Annotated in this window: 13 protein-coding genes; 2 read left to right on the top strand and 11 right to left on the bottom strand. The window is 46.1% G+C overall.

The features are described 5' to 3' along the window. Positions 1–25: 25 nt before the first annotated feature. The 6 genes from ACED36_RS12615 to ACED36_RS12590 form a co-directional block, all read right to left on the bottom strand. On the bottom strand, positions 26–1,159 hold the full coding sequence (locus ACED36_RS12615) for a flavin monoamine oxidase family protein (protein ID WP_371733361.1): 1,134 nt from the start codon (positions 1,157–1,159) through the stop codon (positions 26–28). A gap of 30 nt (positions 1,160–1,189) precedes the next feature. Continuing rightward, on the bottom strand, positions 1,190–1,876 hold the full coding sequence (locus ACED36_RS12610; RefSeq protein WP_371733360.1) for an SDR family NAD(P)-dependent oxidoreductase: 687 nt from the start codon (positions 1,874–1,876) through the stop codon (positions 1,190–1,192). A 61-nt stretch (positions 1,877–1,937) separates the two neighbouring features. Beyond that, complete coding sequence (locus ACED36_RS12605; protein WP_016961842.1) at positions 1,938–2,351, bottom strand: nuclear transport factor 2 family protein; 414 nt, start codon at positions 2,349–2,351, stop codon at positions 1,938–1,940. Positions 2,352–2,550: 199 nt separating this feature from the next. Further along, positions 2,551–4,467 (bottom strand): hypothetical protein, encoded by a 1,917-nt coding sequence (locus ACED36_RS12600; protein ID WP_016961843.1) that lies wholly within the window; start codon positions 4,465–4,467, stop codon positions 2,551–2,553. A gap of 76 nt (positions 4,468–4,543) precedes the next feature. After that, positions 4,544–5,692: a hypothetical protein gene (locus ACED36_RS12595; RefSeq protein ID WP_017003216.1), complete on the bottom strand. Its 1,149-nt coding sequence runs from the start codon at positions 5,690–5,692 to the stop codon at positions 4,544–4,546. 236 nt (positions 5,693–5,928) lie between these two features. After that, on the bottom strand, positions 5,929–8,334 hold the full coding sequence (locus ACED36_RS12590; protein ID WP_371733359.1) for a calcium-binding protein: 2,406 nt from the start codon (positions 8,332–8,334) through the stop codon (positions 5,929–5,931). Between the two features lie 998 nt (positions 8,335–9,332). Between ACED36_RS12590 and ACED36_RS12585 the strand changes: the two genes are divergently transcribed. Continuing rightward, on the top strand, positions 9,333–10,289 hold the full coding sequence (locus ACED36_RS12585; RefSeq protein WP_016959532.1) for a LysR substrate-binding domain-containing protein: 957 nt from the start codon (positions 9,333–9,335) through the stop codon (positions 10,287–10,289). A 74-nt stretch (positions 10,290–10,363) separates the two neighbouring features. Here the strand turns inward: ACED36_RS12585 and ACED36_RS12580 are convergent, their stop codons facing one another. From ACED36_RS12580 to ACED36_RS12570, 3 genes are all read right to left on the bottom strand, one after another. Beyond that, the gene (locus ACED36_RS12580) at positions 10,364–11,140 is read right to left on the bottom strand and encodes an MBL fold metallo-hydrolase (protein WP_016959533.1); all 777 of its coding nucleotides are present in this window, start codon (positions 11,138–11,140) and stop codon (positions 10,364–10,366) included. A 14-nt stretch (positions 11,141–11,154) separates the two neighbouring features. Next, positions 11,155–11,796 carry a glutathione S-transferase gene (locus ACED36_RS12575; protein WP_371733358.1) on the bottom strand — a complete coding sequence of 214 codons (642 nt, stop codon included), beginning with the start codon at positions 11,794–11,796 and terminating at the stop codon, positions 11,155–11,157. Between the two features lie 69 nt (positions 11,797–11,865). Further along, a complete protein-coding gene (locus ACED36_RS12570; RefSeq protein WP_016959535.1) occupies positions 11,866–12,561 on the bottom strand; it encodes a cupin domain-containing protein in 696 nt (231 codons plus the stop codon). A gap of 548 nt (positions 12,562–13,109) precedes the next feature. Between ACED36_RS12570 and ACED36_RS12565 the strand changes: the two genes are divergently transcribed. Beyond that, a complete protein-coding gene (locus tag ACED36_RS12565) occupies positions 13,110–14,696 on the top strand; it encodes a BCCT family transporter (protein ID WP_371733357.1) in 1,587 nt (528 codons plus the stop codon). 79 nt (positions 14,697–14,775) lie between these two features. Here the strand turns inward: ACED36_RS12565 and tkt are convergent, their stop codons facing one another. Both tkt and tal read right to left on the bottom strand, forming a co-directional pair. Then, positions 14,776–16,770: a transketolase gene (gene tkt, locus ACED36_RS12560; protein WP_371733356.1), complete on the bottom strand. Its 1,995-nt coding sequence runs from the start codon at positions 16,768–16,770 to the stop codon at positions 14,776–14,778. 101 nt (positions 16,771–16,871) lie between these two features. Then, a complete protein-coding gene (tal, locus tag ACED36_RS12555; RefSeq protein ID WP_017006241.1) occupies positions 16,872–17,822 on the bottom strand; it encodes a transaldolase in 951 nt (316 codons plus the stop codon). Between the last annotated feature and the right edge of the window lie 210 nt (positions 17,823–18,032).

The following is an 18,032-nucleotide window of genomic DNA, read 5'->3' as shown; positions in this document are numbered from 1 at the left end:
CGACTGGCTAAGAGATAGGTACGTTTTACTTGTCGTGTTTTTCCCGCGACCGCTGCAATACAGCATTTTGCGCAGCTTCGAGCGCGCCTTCTAAATATCCTCCGAACTCGCGAGCCGCTTCGGTACCGGCGTAAAACACATTGGGGTAGCTCTCGTCCCTTTGCGTAAATCCATAGACGCTGTGTGAGCCCATGGCTTGATCTTCATTTGTTGCTGTGTAGGGGTTTTGAAACCAATCAACATAATGCACGGTTATGGGATTTGAGGCCTCAGGGCCAAATATTCTCTCGAGTTGCTGTAAACAGAGCTTGCGCAAAACCTCATCACCGGCTGTTTTTCTTGCAGGGCCATTGACACCCATAAATCCCATTAAAGCGCCGTAGGAGGCGTTGCCGTTCATTTCTGGTGTCGCGTCGTGAATTTCTGCGAGCGGGCCTACGCGGCTAGATGCAGAGCCGGACAACCCTTTTCCACGCCAAAATGGTGTGTCATAAACAAAAACGGCTTTGGCATGAGAGGCCATCCACGTTTCGGTTTTATTAAAGGTTGACTGCAGCGTTGGCGACATAGGTGGCGAAAACGCGATGGTCTTGCTCACCAGCCTCAATGGCATAGCAAAAATGATGCAATTCGCTTCCAACGTTGTAGGAACGCCTTTGTGTTCTGTTGTTAGGCGATAGGTGTTGTCATTGATTCTGGCAAGGTCGGTTAAGGTGCACTCAAGTTGAAGTTTGTGGGCTGGAAGTTGAGACATAAGGGCCTCCACCAACGCCCCCATTCCGCCTTCAATTCGATGTGAATCCGGCATGATTTCATAACCAAGGTTAATCGATTGTGGTGGTGTCCCACGTTGGGACTCCATTTGGTACGCACCGGTAGAAAATTGTTTGTAGTGGCGAAGTTGAAATGTTTTAACCAGGTCGGCCAAGCGCGGATTAATGGTGGGCCAGAACCATGACGGACCTAGATCAACCTGACCTTCTATTCGTGCGTCGGGGTTTGTTTCTGCGTCTGTATCTTTGAGTGAAGTCGATAAGACTCTGCCACCAAAGCGGTTTCTCGCTTCAATTAACACATAGTCTTCTTGCTGTTGCTCTAAAAGATACGCAGCATAAAGGCCACTTAAGCCGCCACCAACGATAACAGTGTGGGTTTTCATCTCCATCTCCATCTTCTTTGAGATCGCTCGTTAAAAATTTTCAGAGTAAGGGCGAAGATCTAATTCATGGCTCCACGCAGATTTTGGCTGAGTCGCCAAAGTAAAGTAGAGGTTGGCAGCGCCGCTTGGGGAGATTGCATTTTCCTCTTGAAGCTCGGGAAACCGTTCTCGACTCTTTTCGGACCAAACAATGCCATCAATTAAAACATGCGCAACATGAACGCCTTGAGGCTGAAACTCTCTTGCCAGTGATTGTGTTAAGCCTCTCAGTGCAAATTTGGCGGATGAAAACGCGCTGAAATTCTTACCTCCTTTGATGCTTGCCGTCGCACCGGTGACGATCAAGGTACCGCGTTTTGCTCTCACCATCCTCGGTAAGACGGCGGAGGCGACATTGAATGTGCTCATTACCGCGGTTCTCCATGTTTGCTCAAAGACACCCGCAGGGGTTGAGAGGAAAGGACCCATGGTTAACATCGCTGTGTTGCAAATCACGGTGTCGGGTGTACCGAACTGTTCTTCTATTTTTGCGAAGGCTTTATTGACCTCCGCGGGTATGGTCGTATCTGCAGAAATCATTGGGCTTGTTCGGCTTATACCAACAGCGACGTAGCCCACTTTTTCAAATCGAGATGCAATAGCTTGCCCAAGGCCTTTGCCAAAGCCGACGATAACAACAACAGGCTTAGTGTTTCTATTCGCGGTATTTGTTTCCATAGTGCGCCTATCAACATCCTTGTTAATGGTGAGGGTTATTGAGCTAATTTCTTGCCCTTTATCAAGCAGACCAAAAGGCGTCTTCTTTTGTTTGGTTTTGAGAAAACAGCCACACTTCAACGATCTTATTATTTTTTATAAGGAATAAATCACTGCCTTGCATTGAAATAGAGGCACTGCCTTTAGATCCACTAAACGAAACGGGAGCAGACACTAAGTCACCATTTGCCATTAGGTCACCGTCTTGTGAGACAACAAATGTACCTGCCGTTTGACTCATCATGCCGCCGACCATTTGCCCTATTTCCTCAAAGCCATGCTTTTCGCCGGAAAAGGGATGATTGCCGGGTTGATGCCAAACAACGTCTTTGTCAAAAAGACTGGCAAAGGTCTCCATGTCGCCATTTTTGAGTGAAGCGAAGTACGTTTTGATAAGCGTCAGGTTGGCTTTTTCTGCTGAAGTATGATCCATCATTTACTGTCCTTATTTGATTTTTATGGCTTTTTTTTAAGGGCCTAATACGATTTGTTATTTCGATGTCTTTACACATCTAACATGCCGTTTCTATCAGCGATTAACGACGGATTTTTTGTTGCTAGCTTGCATAGATTTTCTTTTCGCTAATTGTCGCTGTTGGATGAGTAAAGGGCCTTCGGTACCGTTAGTCGAAGGTTTAGTTAGTTGTTGATGCTGATGCGTCCTGTGATTGTGGTGTGGTTTGTGATGACGTCAATTGCTGCTGGTGGAAATCATTCTTATAGATGTCAACCACTTTTTTAACACCCGGCTGACCGGATGTTTGAGCCAGCTCTTCGAGCTTTTTCAATGTGGTGTTATTTGGTCCCCCACCTTTGCCGCTGAGCAGAACAGATGTGAGTGCTTCTTGAATTTCAGGGTTGGTCTCGTTAACTAGTCTCTCGTAAAATTTTTCTTGCTCGGCAGCTGGCATTTCGTTGCTACTGTAATATTTAGCCGCAGCGATCATCACAATGGCGCTATCTTCTTTAACCAAACGATTGAGCGCCTCTTCTTTCCCTCCTTCACGGCGAAGTGCGCCTTCAACCGCAGCGTACCGTTCGTTGATGGCCTCTGATTCCAGTGATTTAACAAAGCTTGAGGTAAAGACGTCATTGTCGGAATTTGCAGCAGCTCTTAGTGCGACCACTTTTTCTCTGGAGCCATCTGCACTTCTATCAATAATATCCAGAATGATGCCATTGCTTTCGTTGGCTAGGGCAGGGTTACTGCGGGCAAGATTGCCAATATTGTAAAGCGCGGTTTCAACCAGAGAGGGGGCTTCTTTTTGCTGCATCACACCGTCAAGCGCATTGAGTGTGATCTGCGTTGAGCTTTCAACCAGTGCCAGATTAACCATGCCTGCATTTCTAAATCTATCTGGAACTTCAGCGTCCATAACAACGGAAGACAAATATACTTCTGATTCTGGTTTATTTGCATTTTGAATCGCCATTAGAATCGCTTGGCGCTCAAGCGCAGTTAGGGTGTCGTCTGACAGCATACCTTTCACTTCCGCTACCGTTTTATAGGAAAGCAGGTATTCACCAACGATAATCGAATCGCTGAAAGATAAAGAGGTAGAAAGTTTGTCTAGCTCTGTGTAGAAGGTTTCATCAGACTCGATAATCTTATTGTTCGTACTAGCGACGAGTGCCGTGTTGAATTTTTTATTGGCATTAAAGGCGAAAAGATCATCAGGAAACGAAACGTTAGAAGGTGTGAATTGGGTGGCGGTGATAAATATTTCTTGTGTCAATGTGACATCAGCATTGTTAGCCTGATCATTGCGGCTCTCTACAGGGAGCAACAATGTCGCAGAGAGTGTTCCGTGTGATGCTGCTGACGCGATGCGCTTGTTTGTATTTAACCTCGCGCTCCAAGTTTCCTGGTAATCACTGCTAAGGTTCGCTGTGTCATCCGTTTGAGATATTGGAATGATAGATTGCATAACACGAGAAGCTTTGTCGCCGTTAGCGCTTATTTGATAGGTGTACTCCACGGTTCTGCTAGGCTCTTGAAAAATAATAGGCGAGGGGGAATCACTGTAAGAAATGGATGATAGAACATAGGCAGTGATACCCAATGGGTGTGATAGATCTAAACCTAAAAGATCGACATCTCTGTATATTTGCGGTCCCTCATAAGAATACGTGAATCCAAGAGGGTTGTTGTCATTGATATCGCCAAAAGAGGCGCTATCAATTTTCAGATTCGTCACCAATCCTTTTAGATTAGACTCTGCGAACTGGCTTTTTTGCAAGACAATATCAAAGGTTGTTAGCGATTTAATCTCTTCAATCTTGTCCAGATCTGTGACGAGTTTGGTCCCTACTGTGATCTTGTAACCCAAGTATTGGCTATCATTATGAGTAACAGTATTTTTTATTGGGTTATTATTTATTGGAGTGGAAGGTATGTCTGAGTTGGATTGGGTCTTTTTATCAATAATCGCTGTGATTTTACCTTCATCTACTTTGCCAGTTTGAATATTTTCTTCACTGTATAAGGTGAATATCCAGAACGCTAAAATGGCAAAGAATGTACTTAACACATAAATGGATGACTTCTTCATGTTGTGTTAAACCTCATGTGATATCGAAAATAAGCATGTGTCATTATTCGACACATGCTTTATTTGGTGTGTTTAATTAGTAAGCGTTACGTACGTTATACAAGGTTGAATCACCGGTGTTTTTATTAACAATGATTTTTCCTTTAACGAATTTATCAAATAGCGTGATACTCGAAATTTTGATTCCTGGCCAGTCAATAAGTGTGGTTTTCCATAATGTTCCATTAAGAGGAGGAAGACTATACCAAATACTTGCGTTAATACTCCCACCAAACGCATTCAGAGCTTTGTTGGCATTAGATCTCACGTAAAATTTCCAGTTTTTTGGGTTATTATCTCGCGTGATACCGCCTTCAAGTCTCACGGGTATTTTCGCTTTCACCGTGTTCACGGATCCGCCAATACCAACACCTATACCGATGCCTACTTTTACATTCACACCAAAATTCTGGTGCGCCGATGTCTCAAGCTGGGTGTAGCCATATTCTGGCATTCTAAGACTGTAAAAGTAGTAGGGGTGTGGTACACCATTGAAATAGCCTGTGTAGCCTCCCCCCATTGAACCTTTTACAGTGGCGCCGGCGCCTATGTTAGCTGTGACCTTGATAGGCAGTGGCGCTGTTGCGAGGTTGATTGCATCAAAAAGCCCACTTGAGACGCTAGCGCCAGCAGCAACATTGACGCCATAGCCATTGTGAACGCCGTCACATTCAGTACCCACAGTAAGGCTGACGCCGAAATTGATATCGCCTGGAGTTCCTACACCGATAGACGCTGAGTGTCCTGCCCACAACCCATTCCAAACGCCCCCAATTGGAAGGTCAGGAAAGAATTTACAGCGGTTTTGACCATTTGAAACACCAGCAATTAATCCCCACAGATCCCCTGAGGCTTGTGTATCAGCAGGGGCAACGGTGGTTTCCAAATTAACATCAACGGCTCTCAATCTTTGACCGTTAAGCCAAGTGCCGTCTTGGGTAATATGATGAAGCCTAAGCGAACCGGACTTATCAGTTCGAGTGCGAACATCTGAAGCTGCCCAAGAACTTGTGCGCGGGCTGAGAGTACCTACGCCTTGCATGGGGGTGTTAACCCACCACAGAGGATCCCCCATGTTGTCCAAAGTTATATTGTGTACGGGTCCAGCTACAGACACAGCAGAAAAGGCAGTGGAAGCCACTAGCACGCCAAGTGCTGCTGTTTTCTTAATGTTTCGGTTTAACATTACTTTAACTCCAGTATCAACTTATTACTGTGAAAGTATTGAGCAAAAGTACACCTCATATTATTCAAACAGGAATGATATGAAAAGATGAGAATAAACTTATTGTGTTTTTTGCTCTGTGTTTAATTGTTTAATTAGTTAATTAGAACTTCCTTGTTTTTCACCTCCTTGTACTGTGTGTAATTATATGTGGGCAATAAAATGGCCCTGCATATAATGCAGGGCCATTTTATTAATTAGACGAATTGGAACATATCGTCACCATATTGTGATGAGGAGAAATTCTCTAGGGTGATTTGCCCAATCACATCTCCACTGGCTTTAAAATAGAGTTCTAAGTTAGCTCCATTTTGCCAAGTTGAGATTTGGCCAATGTTCGTTGCTAAAGAATCATCAATTTGAAGTTTGTCTCCCTCCCAACGGTGATTAAAGTCTTTGATCACATCGTGACCAGACGCGCCGTCGAAATAGAAGGTATCAGCGTGAGTCCCTCCCCAAAGTACATCATGGCCACTGCCACCAGCAATAAAGTCATTGCCTGTGCCGCCGACGATGGTGTCATTACCTGCGTCACCGTAAAGCTTATCAGCGTCATTGCCACCGTCGATGTAATCATTTTCATTACCGCCATAGATGATATCGCTGTGGCCTTGGCCAAAGAGCCTGTCGCCGCCGTTACCACCATAAATCACATCGTTATGGCCACCGCCTTCAATGGTGTCATCGCCGTCTTCACCCCACAACTCATCGTTACCGTCATTGCCGTGCAGTGTGTCAGCGCCGCGACCGCCGAAGAGTTTATCGTTACCGTAATGGCCTTTTAAGTAATCAACATTGTCTCCACCCCAAAGTGTGTCGTTTCCGTCGCCACCAAAAAGATGATCTTTGCCAAGGCCGCCGACAAGGGTGTCATCACCACCTTCGCCAAACAGTTTGTCGTCGTCATTGCCACCATCTAGGTAGTCATTTCCGTCACCACCATAAAGGTGATCTTTTTCGTTTTCGCCATACAGTGCATCGTTGCCTGCACCGCCTAGAAGGGTGTCTTCGTTGCCTTCACCGTGAAGAACATCATCACCGTCGCCACCGTCGAGGTAATCGTTACCAAACCCGCCATGCATTTGATCGTTGCCAGCGTCACCCCAAAGTTTATCGCCGCCGTCTTCACCGTATAGCTTGTCGTGGTCATTTCCACCGTGAAGTTCATCTGCTCCGCGGCCACCGAACAGCCAATCCCAGCCGTTACCACCGTAAAGTACGTCATTACCATCCTCACCGTACAGTGCATCGTGGTCGTCACCGCCATCGAGGTAGTCGTTGCCCGTGCCGCCGTTGAGGTGGTCGTTGCCATAGCCGCCAATCAAAACATCATCGCCGTCTTGGCCTTGGAGGTTATCGTCGCCGTTACCGCCTTCTAAGCGGTCGTTACCGATACCACCCCACAACATGTCATTGTCATCGCCGCCATCGAGGTGATCGTTACCGTGACCGCCGACCAAGGTATCTGCGCCCGCTTGGCCGTAGAGTTTGTCGTCGCCATCACCACCATCGAGGAGGTCGTCGCCAAGGCCGCCAACCAATATGTCGTTTCCATTGCCGCCATAGGCTTTGTCGTTTCCTCTTTCTCCATAGAGTTTATCGTTGCCGCCTTGGCCATAAAGGGTGTCATCACCGTCACCTGCATGAAGGGTGTCATTGCCGTCAGAATCGGCGTTTGTGTTTTCGCCTGGGATCGATACTTCTACTGCGCCTCCGGGGCCTGACGTGGTGCCATCACCAGAATCGCCAGTCAGAACATCATCGCCAGCACCGCCAGTCAGAACATCATCGCCCTCATTCCCGTAAAGTATGTCGTTGTGGTTGCCACCATCAAGTTGGTCGTTACCCAAACCGCCATAGAGTGTGTCGTCGCCATCCTCTCCTTTCAGGCTATCAACGCCGTTACCACCAAAAAGGGAATCATTGCCCGTTCCGCCTGAGAGGATGTCATCACCAGCATCGCCGTAGAGGCTGTCATTTCCGGCGCCACCGCTTAATGTATCATTGCCATTTTCGCCATGAAGGCTGTCGTCGCCGTTTTGGCCATATAGCAGGTCATTGCCGATACCACCCCAAAGTGCGTCGTTGTCGTCGCCACCTTCGAGGGTATCTGTGCCTTTGCCACCCCAAAGGATGTCGTCACCATCGTCACCGTTTAAAGTGTCATCGCCGTCATCACCAAAGAGAATGTCTTTGCCACGACCGCCGTGAACGATGTCGTTATCGTCGCCAGCACGTACTTTGTCATCACCGTCATCGCCATAAATGGTATCGATACCTTCGTTACCAAACAGGCGATCGTTTCCGTTGCCTCCGTGCAATGTGTCGTTTCCTAGTCCACCTTCGACAAGGTCGTCACCATCATCACCGAATAGATTGTCATCGGTGAAGCCGCCTCGTACCCAGTCATTGCCCGCGTCGCCATGAACTTCATCGGCACCGTCTCCACCTATCACTGTGTCGTCCCCGTCGCCACCGTAGATGTAGTCGGTATCGCCATTTCCTTGGATATAATCATCGCCGCCCATGCCATAAATAATGTCGACACCGGCTGTTCCAATGATTCTGTCTTTACCTTCAGTTCCCTTGATGATGTTTGCCATGGTTTAGTTTGCTCCAAAATCGATATCCGTGATGATCAGATCTGCGCTTCGTGTGAAGAAGGTGCACAGTTGTGGTTAATATTTGACCTGGAGGGGGTAAAAGAAAAGCGAATTAAGTCTTACTTGTAATACATTAATTTTTTCGATTATTCCTTTTTTAAATTTTAATTAAAAAAGAATTAGAAATATAAGGTTGTCATTTTTAGATTCGCATGTATTAGTTTTGTGTAATTGGTGTCTGTTTTTTATACTATTGGTTTAACTATCTGATTTGTTTAACTATTTTCCACAATTTGTTGTGTCGGAAGCTTTTTATGCGCTTAATATCTCCTTAATAAAAGAGAGGGATTAATGCGTTGTTAGTTACTTGGGATTAAATTAGTACCAAATTTATTTTGACGCGAAATTTATATTGATTTTTGCCATTCATCTTGTTTTGTTTTTATATCGGGTTAGTATTGGTGGTGTGTGAATTAAGTTTTTAATCTAAGTTATTGAATGGTAGTGTAAATAATTAATATACATAATCGTATTTTTTGGTTTTGATATGGTTGCTGCAATCTTTATTAAGATGCATTGATTTAAAATAAAGACGGATGTCATTTATTGCGCTCTATGGATTAACTATTCATAAATGGTACTTTAGCATTACCTTATGTAATTGGTTTAACATTCCAAAATTTGAGCCGGTTGGGTGTAACTAGAGTCGCTGAAATTCAGGAGGCATGCCATTCCAGATGTTATTTATCTCGTCTTTGATGGGGTAGGTGGAGATGTGTGCCTATCATTTCAATGCTCGTCAAGTTGTATATAAAGTCACTATTTTTAATGGTTCGCTACTGTTCATTGACCGAAAATCGGCGTGGAATAAAAACGTAAAGGCAGGCAGTAATGTGCGTTAATGCAAATTGTTGTCTATGTTAAAAAAAGATGCCTATAAAAGAGGTTTGTTGTCGAGTGATAGGTCATCGATATTAGATTTTTAGGGTTGATGGTAAATGGATGTTTCTAAAAGAAACTATATCAAGCAGAAGGTGCAAAGGGTTGCACACCTTAATGGCATTAAAGCATTTGAAGCTTCAGCGAGGCATTTGAGTTTTGCAGGGGCGGCACAGGAGCTCAACGTAACGCCTGCAGCCGTTGGACAACAGGTGCGGCAGCTTGAGGAATGGTTAGGGGTTAAACTATTTATACGTGCGACATCGGGGGCTTCTCGTCTGTCTTTGACGGAAGAAGCAATTCGGGCATTTCCAGAGATCCAACGTGGATTCAGCCATATTCTTAAAGGGTTAAGCCTGCTAAAAGAGGAAAGTGGGGAGACAGTCATTACCTTGTCGGCAAGTCCTTCAATCGCGTCCAAATGGTTGTTGCCAAAAATTGATGATTTCCAGAATGACTTTCCTGATATTGATATTCATGTTGAAACAGACGTGACGCTCGTCGACTACAGCACTCAAGGTATTGATATTGGGATTCGGTATGGAATGGGTCAATGGCCAAATTTGAGTGTTCAGCATTTGATGTTTGAGGATGTATTTCCCGTTTGTTCCCCTGACTTTATGGAAAAATACCAATTAGAGATTGGTCTCCCTGAAACGCTAGATCACATTCCTTTAATTCATGATCATTCGGTGACCTCTAGCCATTTATATCCTTCTTGGAGTGAATGGTGTGAAAAACTGGGTGTTCCTGCACCAGAAAGAATGCACGGTCTAAAAATTAACAATTTTTCGAGTGTGATGGAATCTGCCATTAGGGGAAAAGGGTTAGCATTAGCGAGAGGGGTGCTGGTAGTGGATGAATTAGAAAGAGGGCAATTGGTGTGCCCTTTCGATCGTAAAACGAGCAGTTACCCGTCCAGTTTTTGCTACTACTTAGTTTGGCGAAATGAGTTGGATACAGACCAGCGAATTATCGCTTTTCGGCGATGGCTCCTTTCACAAGTATCTCACTGAGTTAAGCGAGCGGGGTATTGCGACTTAAATAGTCGGCAATACCGTCGCTAAGTTTCTTCTTTTCAATATTGATTTTATGTTGGTAGTTTAAACGTCAGATTATAGGGCACTGCAATATTCAATAGTCGCGGTTCATTTAACACTTTGTCTCTTCCCGATCTCATCATCACATACTCATCTTTTGATACCTGATTGTTTAGCATGACATTTCGCTTTTTTTGCCACTCTAATGGTGTACAGCTTGTAGGGCTGATACCTATGGGTGGATAATCGTGGCAGAGGTAAACGTTTGTGTTATCGGGTAGCGCGTAGATCTTCATTATTGATTGATAGAGCGTTTCAGCGCTTCCTCCTGGGAAGTCTACTCTCGATGTGCCTCTGTCTGGTGCAAACAAAGTGTCACCGACAAATATGCAGTCGTCAATTCGATAGGTGACACAGGCAGGTGTATGCCCCGGTGTTTCCATCACTTCGATCACTTTTGTACCAAAATGCAGGCGAGAATTATCCCCCACAAGAAAATCGAACTTAGCCAGTTTCTCTAGTCCAAATTTGTCTTTCCAGTACGAAAAAACATGATGAATACCTTTACTCATCACTGTCTTCCCACCCATTTTCTTTTTGACGTAATCGGTAGCAGAGAGGTGATCTGCATGAATGTGTGTGTCAAGAATGTATCGCAATTTTAGGCTTTTTTTCTTGATGAAATCCAACACCTCATCAATATGGGTAGACAGGATTTCCCCGTCCTTGTAATCAAGAACGGGGTCTATGATCACCGCAAGCCCACTGTCTGACACAACATAGGTTAAAGAGCCTGTTTCTATGTGAAAGAATGGATGTACTTTCATGGTGATACATTTCCTTATTGATTGGAGAAACAAGGACGCTTGGCCATCTCTTCGCGCCAAGCAATAAGACTTGTCAATTCTGCAGGAATGTTTAGCCCGGAAAATTCTGCGAACGCGAGCCCATAAAACAGCGTGATATCTGCCATTGAAAAAGTATCTGCCGCGACGAACGAATGTTCATTTAAGTGCTCATTGAAATATGACAAGCCTGTTAATGCAGTCTGCTTTTGGTGGTTGCCCCATTCACTACATTGATATTTCTCAATGAGAGGGCCTAGTCCTTGAGTGGCGTGGTGAAAATAGGTAGCAACTGCATCAAGCACCATTGATTCGGCACGGCGTTGCATCATATGGATCAACCCACGCTCTAGAGGTGTTGTTCCTGTTAGCGACGGCCCTGCAAAGAATGCATCAATATATTCTGTGATCGCTGTGGACTCGGAAATGAACTCACCTTCGGCGGTGCGCAGAACAGGTACGGTACCCATTGGGTTCATGGCATAGAATTGATCAGTTCTATGTTCGAGATTCATAACATCAATTTCGACAAAATCGACATCATTTAGGGCAGATTTCTCCGCTATAGCTGCGCGAATACGGGCTGGGTTAGGGAACCCTGTCGTTTCAAAAAGGGTGATTCTATTTTCAGAAAGCATGACTTCTCCTTGGTCGGATCTATCCGACGATTCCTTGCTAATTAGCATTACGATTGTGATTTTATTGGGTTAGGTACGAACTTCGCCTTTGCCAATTTTTTGATAAATCCGCGCGCCATCGACAGAATAAATTTGTACGGGTGTATTGGCGGGGAAACGGATCCAAGAGTGGTCGGCATAGTGTTCGCCGTTGACAATAGCTTGCCCAGAGATGACGAAAATTTCGTTAACATCTGAGTGTGATTCAACATCGCTATTAAAGCCTGCTGGCAAATCTAGCAACGCGCTCGATTCAAGAGACGACTGCCATAACTGAAGTGTTCTTTTACCGTCAGCCATCGTTTCCCATGTCGCCGTATTTGTGTCGAGATAAAAGTAGTCAGGTTCACTTTCCGGCACTTGCGAGAGTTTCACGAAAATTTCGCAGCCTTCGTGAGTAAATGGTTGATGTGTTGAGCCAACAGGGTTGCGAACATACATTCCTTTCGAGAAGTCGCCATTTTGGTCAGAGAATGTGCCGTCTAAGACGAGGTACTCTTCACCGCCAGGATGGCTGTGCGGTTTGAAGAAGCTTTCTGGTTCGTAACGAACGCAAGAAGTAGCACGTCTTGCTATTTCGTCGCCACGTCGTTCGAACATCATTCTTTTAACACCAACCATGGGTGTATCAGAAAAAGGCAATTCACCACCTTTAATGATGACGGGAACGCTAAAGTCGACATTGCGTTCAATGTATCCCTGACTCGCTGTTTTGGTGTCCGACATCGCTTATCTCCAATTAAACGTTTTGATGGAGCCAGTCTAAGAGGTGATAGATGAGTGGACGAGGCATAAAAAATTTAAAGGTGGGAGAGATTTTCTATTTCAGAGTTTGCTAATGGTGAGGCGATATATTTAGGTTGTGTGCTGTAAGGTACGAATAAACTACCATTTGGTGGGTTTAAATTTGGTGTTTGATGAGGGCTGATTGAATGAGCAGTTCTTTGGCGGTTTTAAACACATTTTAACCGTGAAACCCTGCCATTATCGTGACCATAGGTACTTCCTATTGGTCTCCGCTTTGTTTTTAATTCTCAATTTTAACTCTGTTCATCTCTAAAGTGAGATATTCAATTGCGTTTACATTACGCTCTTGACCGATTGCTCATTAATCGGGATGAAACGGGGTTTTATCTGATTTTCAAAGGGCTATTGGTCATCATTATGCGGTGTATTTAATGAATGCTCTTTCTCACTCTACGAGGCGTGAGAAAGGGCGTTGCTATTACTGCTCAACCGGGTGGCGTTTGGGAGTGAAAAAATGAGGCAATGCTGTGAGTGATTCAACATCGGAAGTGAATAATGACGATCAATACAATACTGATTATAAAGTTGGTCAAGATAACGTTAACGCACTAGGGCTTGATTTCCACAACCCTGTTTTCCCAATTTCCGCCATCATGGTGGTGGTGTTTGTATTGGGTGTGCTGATATTTCAAGAGCAAGCCGCAGAGTTCTTTGGGTGGTTGCGCCCAGCAATCACCCAGTCTTTTGACTGGTTCTTTGTGATTTCAGCCAACATATTTTTAATTTTTTGTTTGGTGCTCGCATTTTTGCCAGTCGGTAAAATTCGACTGGGTGGGGATGAAGCGACACCTGATTACTCCTATCCAGCGTGGTTTGCCATGCTGTTTTCAGCAGGTGTCGGCATTGGCCTGATGTTCTATGGCGTGTTAGAGCCTATGAACCATACGCTTAACCCACCATTAGGCTTAGAAGTTGGCTCTGAGGCGGCACGAAGCATTGGTACGGCAGCATCGATTTTCCACTGGGGTTTTCACGCGTGGGCAGTTTATGCGGTGGTGGGGTTGGCGTTGGCCTTCTTTCATTACAACAAAGGTCTGCCGCTGACACTTCGTTCCGCCTTCTACCCGTTGCTGGGTGATCGCGTTTGGGGTGTTTGGGGACACGTCATCGATATCATGGCAGTACTGGCGACATTGTTTGGCTTGGCAACATCGCTTGGTATAGGTGCGAACCAGATTGCAGCAGGACTCAACTATCTGTTTGGTATTGATGCGGGTATTGAAACAAAATCTATCCTGATTCTGCTGATCACCTTAGCGGCATTGGTGTCGGTTTATCGTGGCATGGACGGCGGTGTTAAGCGCCTGAGTGAAATCAACATGGTGATGGCGGGCATGTTGATGGTGTTCGTGATTGCTGTAGGCCCAACCATGCTCATTTTTAAAGGTGTTGTGACAAACACCGTGGATTACCTCAGCTGGTTGCCAGCCTTGTCTAACTGGGTGGGTCGTGAAGATTCTGGTTTCTACCATGGTTGGACAACCTTCTACTGGGCGTGGTGGGTATCTTGGTCTCCATTCGTTGGTATGTTCATCGCTCGTGTTTCTCGCGGTCGTACCGTACGTGAATTTATTCTGGCAGTACTGATTGCACCAACCATCGTTTGTATCGTTTGGATGACGACGTTTGGTACGACGGCATTGGATCAAATGGATGGCGGCTACAACGGCGTGGTGAACTTGATCACCAATGGCAACTGGCAGCCAGAGCTCTCCATCTACAAGATGTTTGAAGCCTTGCCGTTTACTGGCGTGATCAGTTTCTTTGGTATGATTCTGACAATTATTTTCTTTGTGACATCATCAGATTCGGGTTCGCTGGTTATTGATACAATTACAGCAGGCGGCAAAATTGATGCGCCAGTTTCTCAGCGTATTTTCTGGTGCTCCATTGAAGGACTTGCGGCGATAGCACTTTTGATGGGGGGCGGCTTAGGGGCACTTCAAGCAGCAACCATTTCTACTGGGTTGCCGTTCGCGGTGTTCTTGTTGGTGATGTGTGTGAGTTTGTACCTCGGTCTTTCACGAGAGTTGCGTAGAAAGCAATTCGCGTAATTTCTGGTCGCGCAATTTCAAAGCGAGCAGATAAAAAGAAACCCGCCAATTGGCGGGTTTTTTATGTTTGAGCTGGAAGTTATGCGAGTAACTCTTTCGCTGTCTCAACGACGTTTTCAACCGTGAAACCAAACATTTTGAACAGCTGATCAGCCGGTGCCGACTCACCAAAGCTGTGCATACCGATAATGCGACCATCGAAGCCAACATACTTGTACCAGAAGTCTGCAATGCCTGCTTCAATCGCAACGCGTGCCGTTACGTCAGAAGGCAACACCGACTCGCGGTATGCCGCATCTTGCTTGTCAAAGGTGTCTGTTGAAGGCATAGAAACAACGCGCACGTTGAAGCCTTGTGCCGACAGATCTTTGCTTGCGTTGACTGCGAGCTCAACTTCAGAACCCGTGGCAATCAAAATCACCTCAGGTTGGCCAACGCTGTCCAGTAGGACATAACCACCTTTGGAGATGTCGGTTACTTGATCCGCGCTACGAGCTTGCTGTGCTAAGTTTTGACGCGAGAAGATAAGCGACGTTGGACCGTCTTTACGTTCAATCGCCAGTTTCCAAGCAACAGCAGATTCCACTTGGTCACACGGACGCCATGTGCTCATGTTTGGTGTTAGGCGAAGCGATGCGATTTGCTCAACAGGCTGGTGTGTTGGGCCATCTTCACCCAGACCGATTGAGTCATGGGTATACACTTGGATGTTCTGAATTTTCATCAGCGCGGCCATACGCATCGCGTTACGCGCGTATTCCATGAACATCAAGAAAGTTGCACCGTAAGGCACAAAGCCGCCATGCAGTGACATGCCATTGATGATCGCTGTCATACCGAACTCACGCACACCGTAGTGAATGTAGTTACCGGATGCGTCGTCTGCTGTGACAGCTTTCGAACCCGACCACATGGTGAGGTTTGAAGGCGCAAGGTCAGCCGAGCCGCCCATGAATTCAGGTAGCATGGCACCAAACGCTTCTAGCGCGTTTTGAGAGGCTTTACGTGATGCAATGTTGGCTGGGTTGGCTTGCAAGTCAGCGATGATTTGGCTCGCTTTCGCTTCCCATTCTGCTGGTAGTTCACCGTTTACGCGGCGTTTGAATTCAGCTGCAAGTCCAGGGTGAGCTGCTTCATAAGCTGCAAGTTTCTCATTCCACGCCGATTCCTTAGCTGCGCCTGCGTCTTTCGCAGACCACGCTGAATAGATGTCCTGCGGGATTTCAAACGGGCCATGTTCCCAACCTAGTTGTTTACGGGTCGCTTCAATTTCGTCAGCGCCTAGTGGTGCGCCGTGACAATCGTGTGTGCCTGCTTTGTTTGGTGAACCGAAACCAATCACGGTTTTCGTACAGATCAGGGTCGGACGGCCTGTTTCTGCTTTTGCTGCTTCAATCGCTGCATTGATTGCTGCGGCATCGTGACCGTCTACTGCTGGAATAACATGCCAACCGTATGCTTCAAAACGCTGAGGTGTATTGTCAGTGAACCAGCCATCAACGTGACCATCGATAGAAATACCGTTGTCATCCCAGAACGCAACCAGCTTGCCAAGACCTAGCGTACCCGCCAGTGAACATGCTTCATGAGAGATACCTTCCATCAAGCAACCGTCACCCAAGAACACGAAGGTGTTGTGGTCAACGATGTCATGGCCGTCGCGGTTAAATTGCGCTGCCAGTGATTTCTCTGCCATCGCCATACCAACAGCGTTGGTGATGCCTTGGCCTAGAGGACCAGTGGTGGTTTCAATGCCCGGTGCATAACCATATTCAGGGTGCCCTGGGGTTTTTGAATGCAGTTGGCGGAAGTTTTTCAGATCATCAATCGACAGATCGTAACCTGTCAGGTGAAGCAGAGAGTAAATCAGCATTGAGCCGTGGCCGTTCGACAGTACGAAACGGTCTCGGTCAGCCCATTCAGGGTTTTGCGGGTTATGGTTCATGTGGTCGCGCCACAGGACTTCAGCGATGTCCGCCATGCCCATTGGGGCGCCTGGGTGACCAGAATTGGCTTTTTGTACACCGTCCATGCTTAGAGCACGGATCGCATTGGCAAGGGTTTTACGTTCCATCTTAGGCTTACCTTATTAAATGATGTTCAGACCTGTAGGTCAGGATCATATAAGAAATAAGAGAGCGGCAATAGCCGCTCTTGAAAATGTGTTTTGCGAACTTACAACTTCTCGCGAATCATGACTTCAAGTTTGCCTTGGTCAACGGCGAAATTGCGAATGCCCTCAGCCAGTTTCTCAACAGCCATAGGGTCAGAATTATGTTCCCACAGGAACTCAGCGTGTGTCATCGAAGCTGGACGCTCTTTAATTTCAACATCATCAGAAAGCTTACGAACCACTTCACCTTGTTCATCTGACAGCGTTTGAAGCAGGTCAGGACTAATGGTTAGACGATCACAACCAGCCAGCTCAAGAATTTCACCAATGTTACGGAAGCTTGCGCCCATCACGACGGTATTGTAGCCGTGAGACTTGTAGTAATCGTAGATAGCAGAAACAGACAATACGCCTGGGTCTTCTGCTGGGGCAAAATCGCGGCCCTCTTTTGCTTTGTACCAGTCCATGATGCGACCAACAAACGGCGAAATCAGGAAAACACCCGCTTCAGCACAGGCGCGCGCTTGAGCAAACGAGAACAGCAGCGTCAGGTTACAGTTGATGCCTTCTTTTTCTAGCACTTCCGCTGCGCGAATACCTTCCCACGTTGATGCCAGCTTGATAAGAATACGGTCGTTGCTGATACCTGCTTCGTTGTACATGCTGATCAGCTTGCGTGCTTTAGCGACGCTATTTTCGAAATCATAAGAAAGGCGCGCATCGACTTCGGTTGAAATACGACCTGGAATAACGTTTAGGATTTCTTTGCCAATGTTTACCGCGAGACGGTCACCCGCATCTGCCAGTTGTTGTTCAGTGTCTTGGCTTTTTGTTTTTGCGTAGGCAATCGCTTCTTCGATCAGAGGCGCATACTCGGGGATTTGGGCTGCTTTTAGGATAAGAGACGGGTTAGTTGTCGCATCCTGAGGCTGGTACTTTGCGATAGCGTCGATATCACCAGTGTCCGCAACCACGGTTGTGAGCTTGCGTAATTGTTCGAGTTTCGTGCTCATCTTTTAGACCTTTAATGTAGAGTTTCACCATGAATGCTTTGCAGTCAGGAGCTGCTCGGTGACATTTCTATCAACCTGCTTGTGTCGATGTCAGCAACAGGTTGAACAAATGCAACGTACCTGAGCAAATGATAGGGTCATATTTCTTGTTTTATGCGATAAAGTCAACGATCTGATCGGATAAATCTCACGACGATCTCACTCATTTTA

Source organism: Enterovibrio sp. FF113 (genome assembly GCF_041439165.1).
Classification (GTDB): Bacteria; Pseudomonadota; Gammaproteobacteria; order Enterobacterales; family Vibrionaceae; genus Enterovibrio; species Enterovibrio norvegicus_A.
This window is presented reverse-complemented; position numbering and strand designations above follow the sequence as displayed.

Excerpts from the sequence above, each read along its gene's own strand:
- tal (WP_017006241.1), bottom strand. The coding sequence starts at position 17,822 with ATGAGCACGAAACTCGAACAATTACGCAAGCTCACAACCGTGGTTGCG.
- ACED36_RS12580 (WP_016959533.1), bottom strand. The coding sequence starts at position 11,140 with ATGAAAGTACATCCATTCTTTCACATAGAAACAGGCTCTTTAACCTAT.
- ACED36_RS12615 (WP_371733361.1), bottom strand. The coding sequence starts at position 1,159 with ATGAAAACCCACACTGTTATCGTTGGTGGCGGCTTAAGTGGCCTTTAT.
- ACED36_RS12605 (WP_016961842.1), bottom strand. The coding sequence starts at position 2,351 with ATGATGGATCATACTTCAGCAGAAAAAGCCAACCTGACGCTTATCAAA.
- ACED36_RS12610 (WP_371733360.1), bottom strand. The coding sequence starts at position 1,876 with ATGGAAACAAATACCGCGAATAGAAACACTAAGCCTGTTGTTGTTATC.
- ACED36_RS12570 (WP_016959535.1), bottom strand. The coding sequence starts at position 12,561 with ATGTCGGACACCAAAACAGCGAGTCAGGGATACATTGAACGCAATGTC.
- ACED36_RS12585 (WP_016959532.1), top strand. The coding sequence starts at position 9,333 with ATGGATGTTTCTAAAAGAAACTATATCAAGCAGAAGGTGCAAAGGGTT.
- ACED36_RS12600 (WP_016961843.1), bottom strand. The coding sequence starts at position 4,467 with ATGAAGAAGTCATCCATTTATGTGTTAAGTACATTCTTTGCCATTTTA.
- ACED36_RS12575 (WP_371733358.1), bottom strand. The coding sequence starts at position 11,796 with ATGCTTTCTGAAAATAGAATCACCCTTTTTGAAACGACAGGGTTCCCT.
- tkt (WP_371733356.1), bottom strand. The coding sequence starts at position 16,770 with ATGGAACGTAAAACCCTTGCCAATGCGATCCGTGCTCTAAGCATGGAC.
- ACED36_RS12590 (WP_371733359.1), bottom strand. The coding sequence starts at position 8,334 with ATGGCAAACATCATCAAGGGAACTGAAGGTAAAGACAGAATCATTGGA.
- ACED36_RS12595 (WP_017003216.1), bottom strand. The coding sequence starts at position 5,692 with ATGTTAAACCGAAACATTAAGAAAACAGCAGCACTTGGCGTGCTAGTG.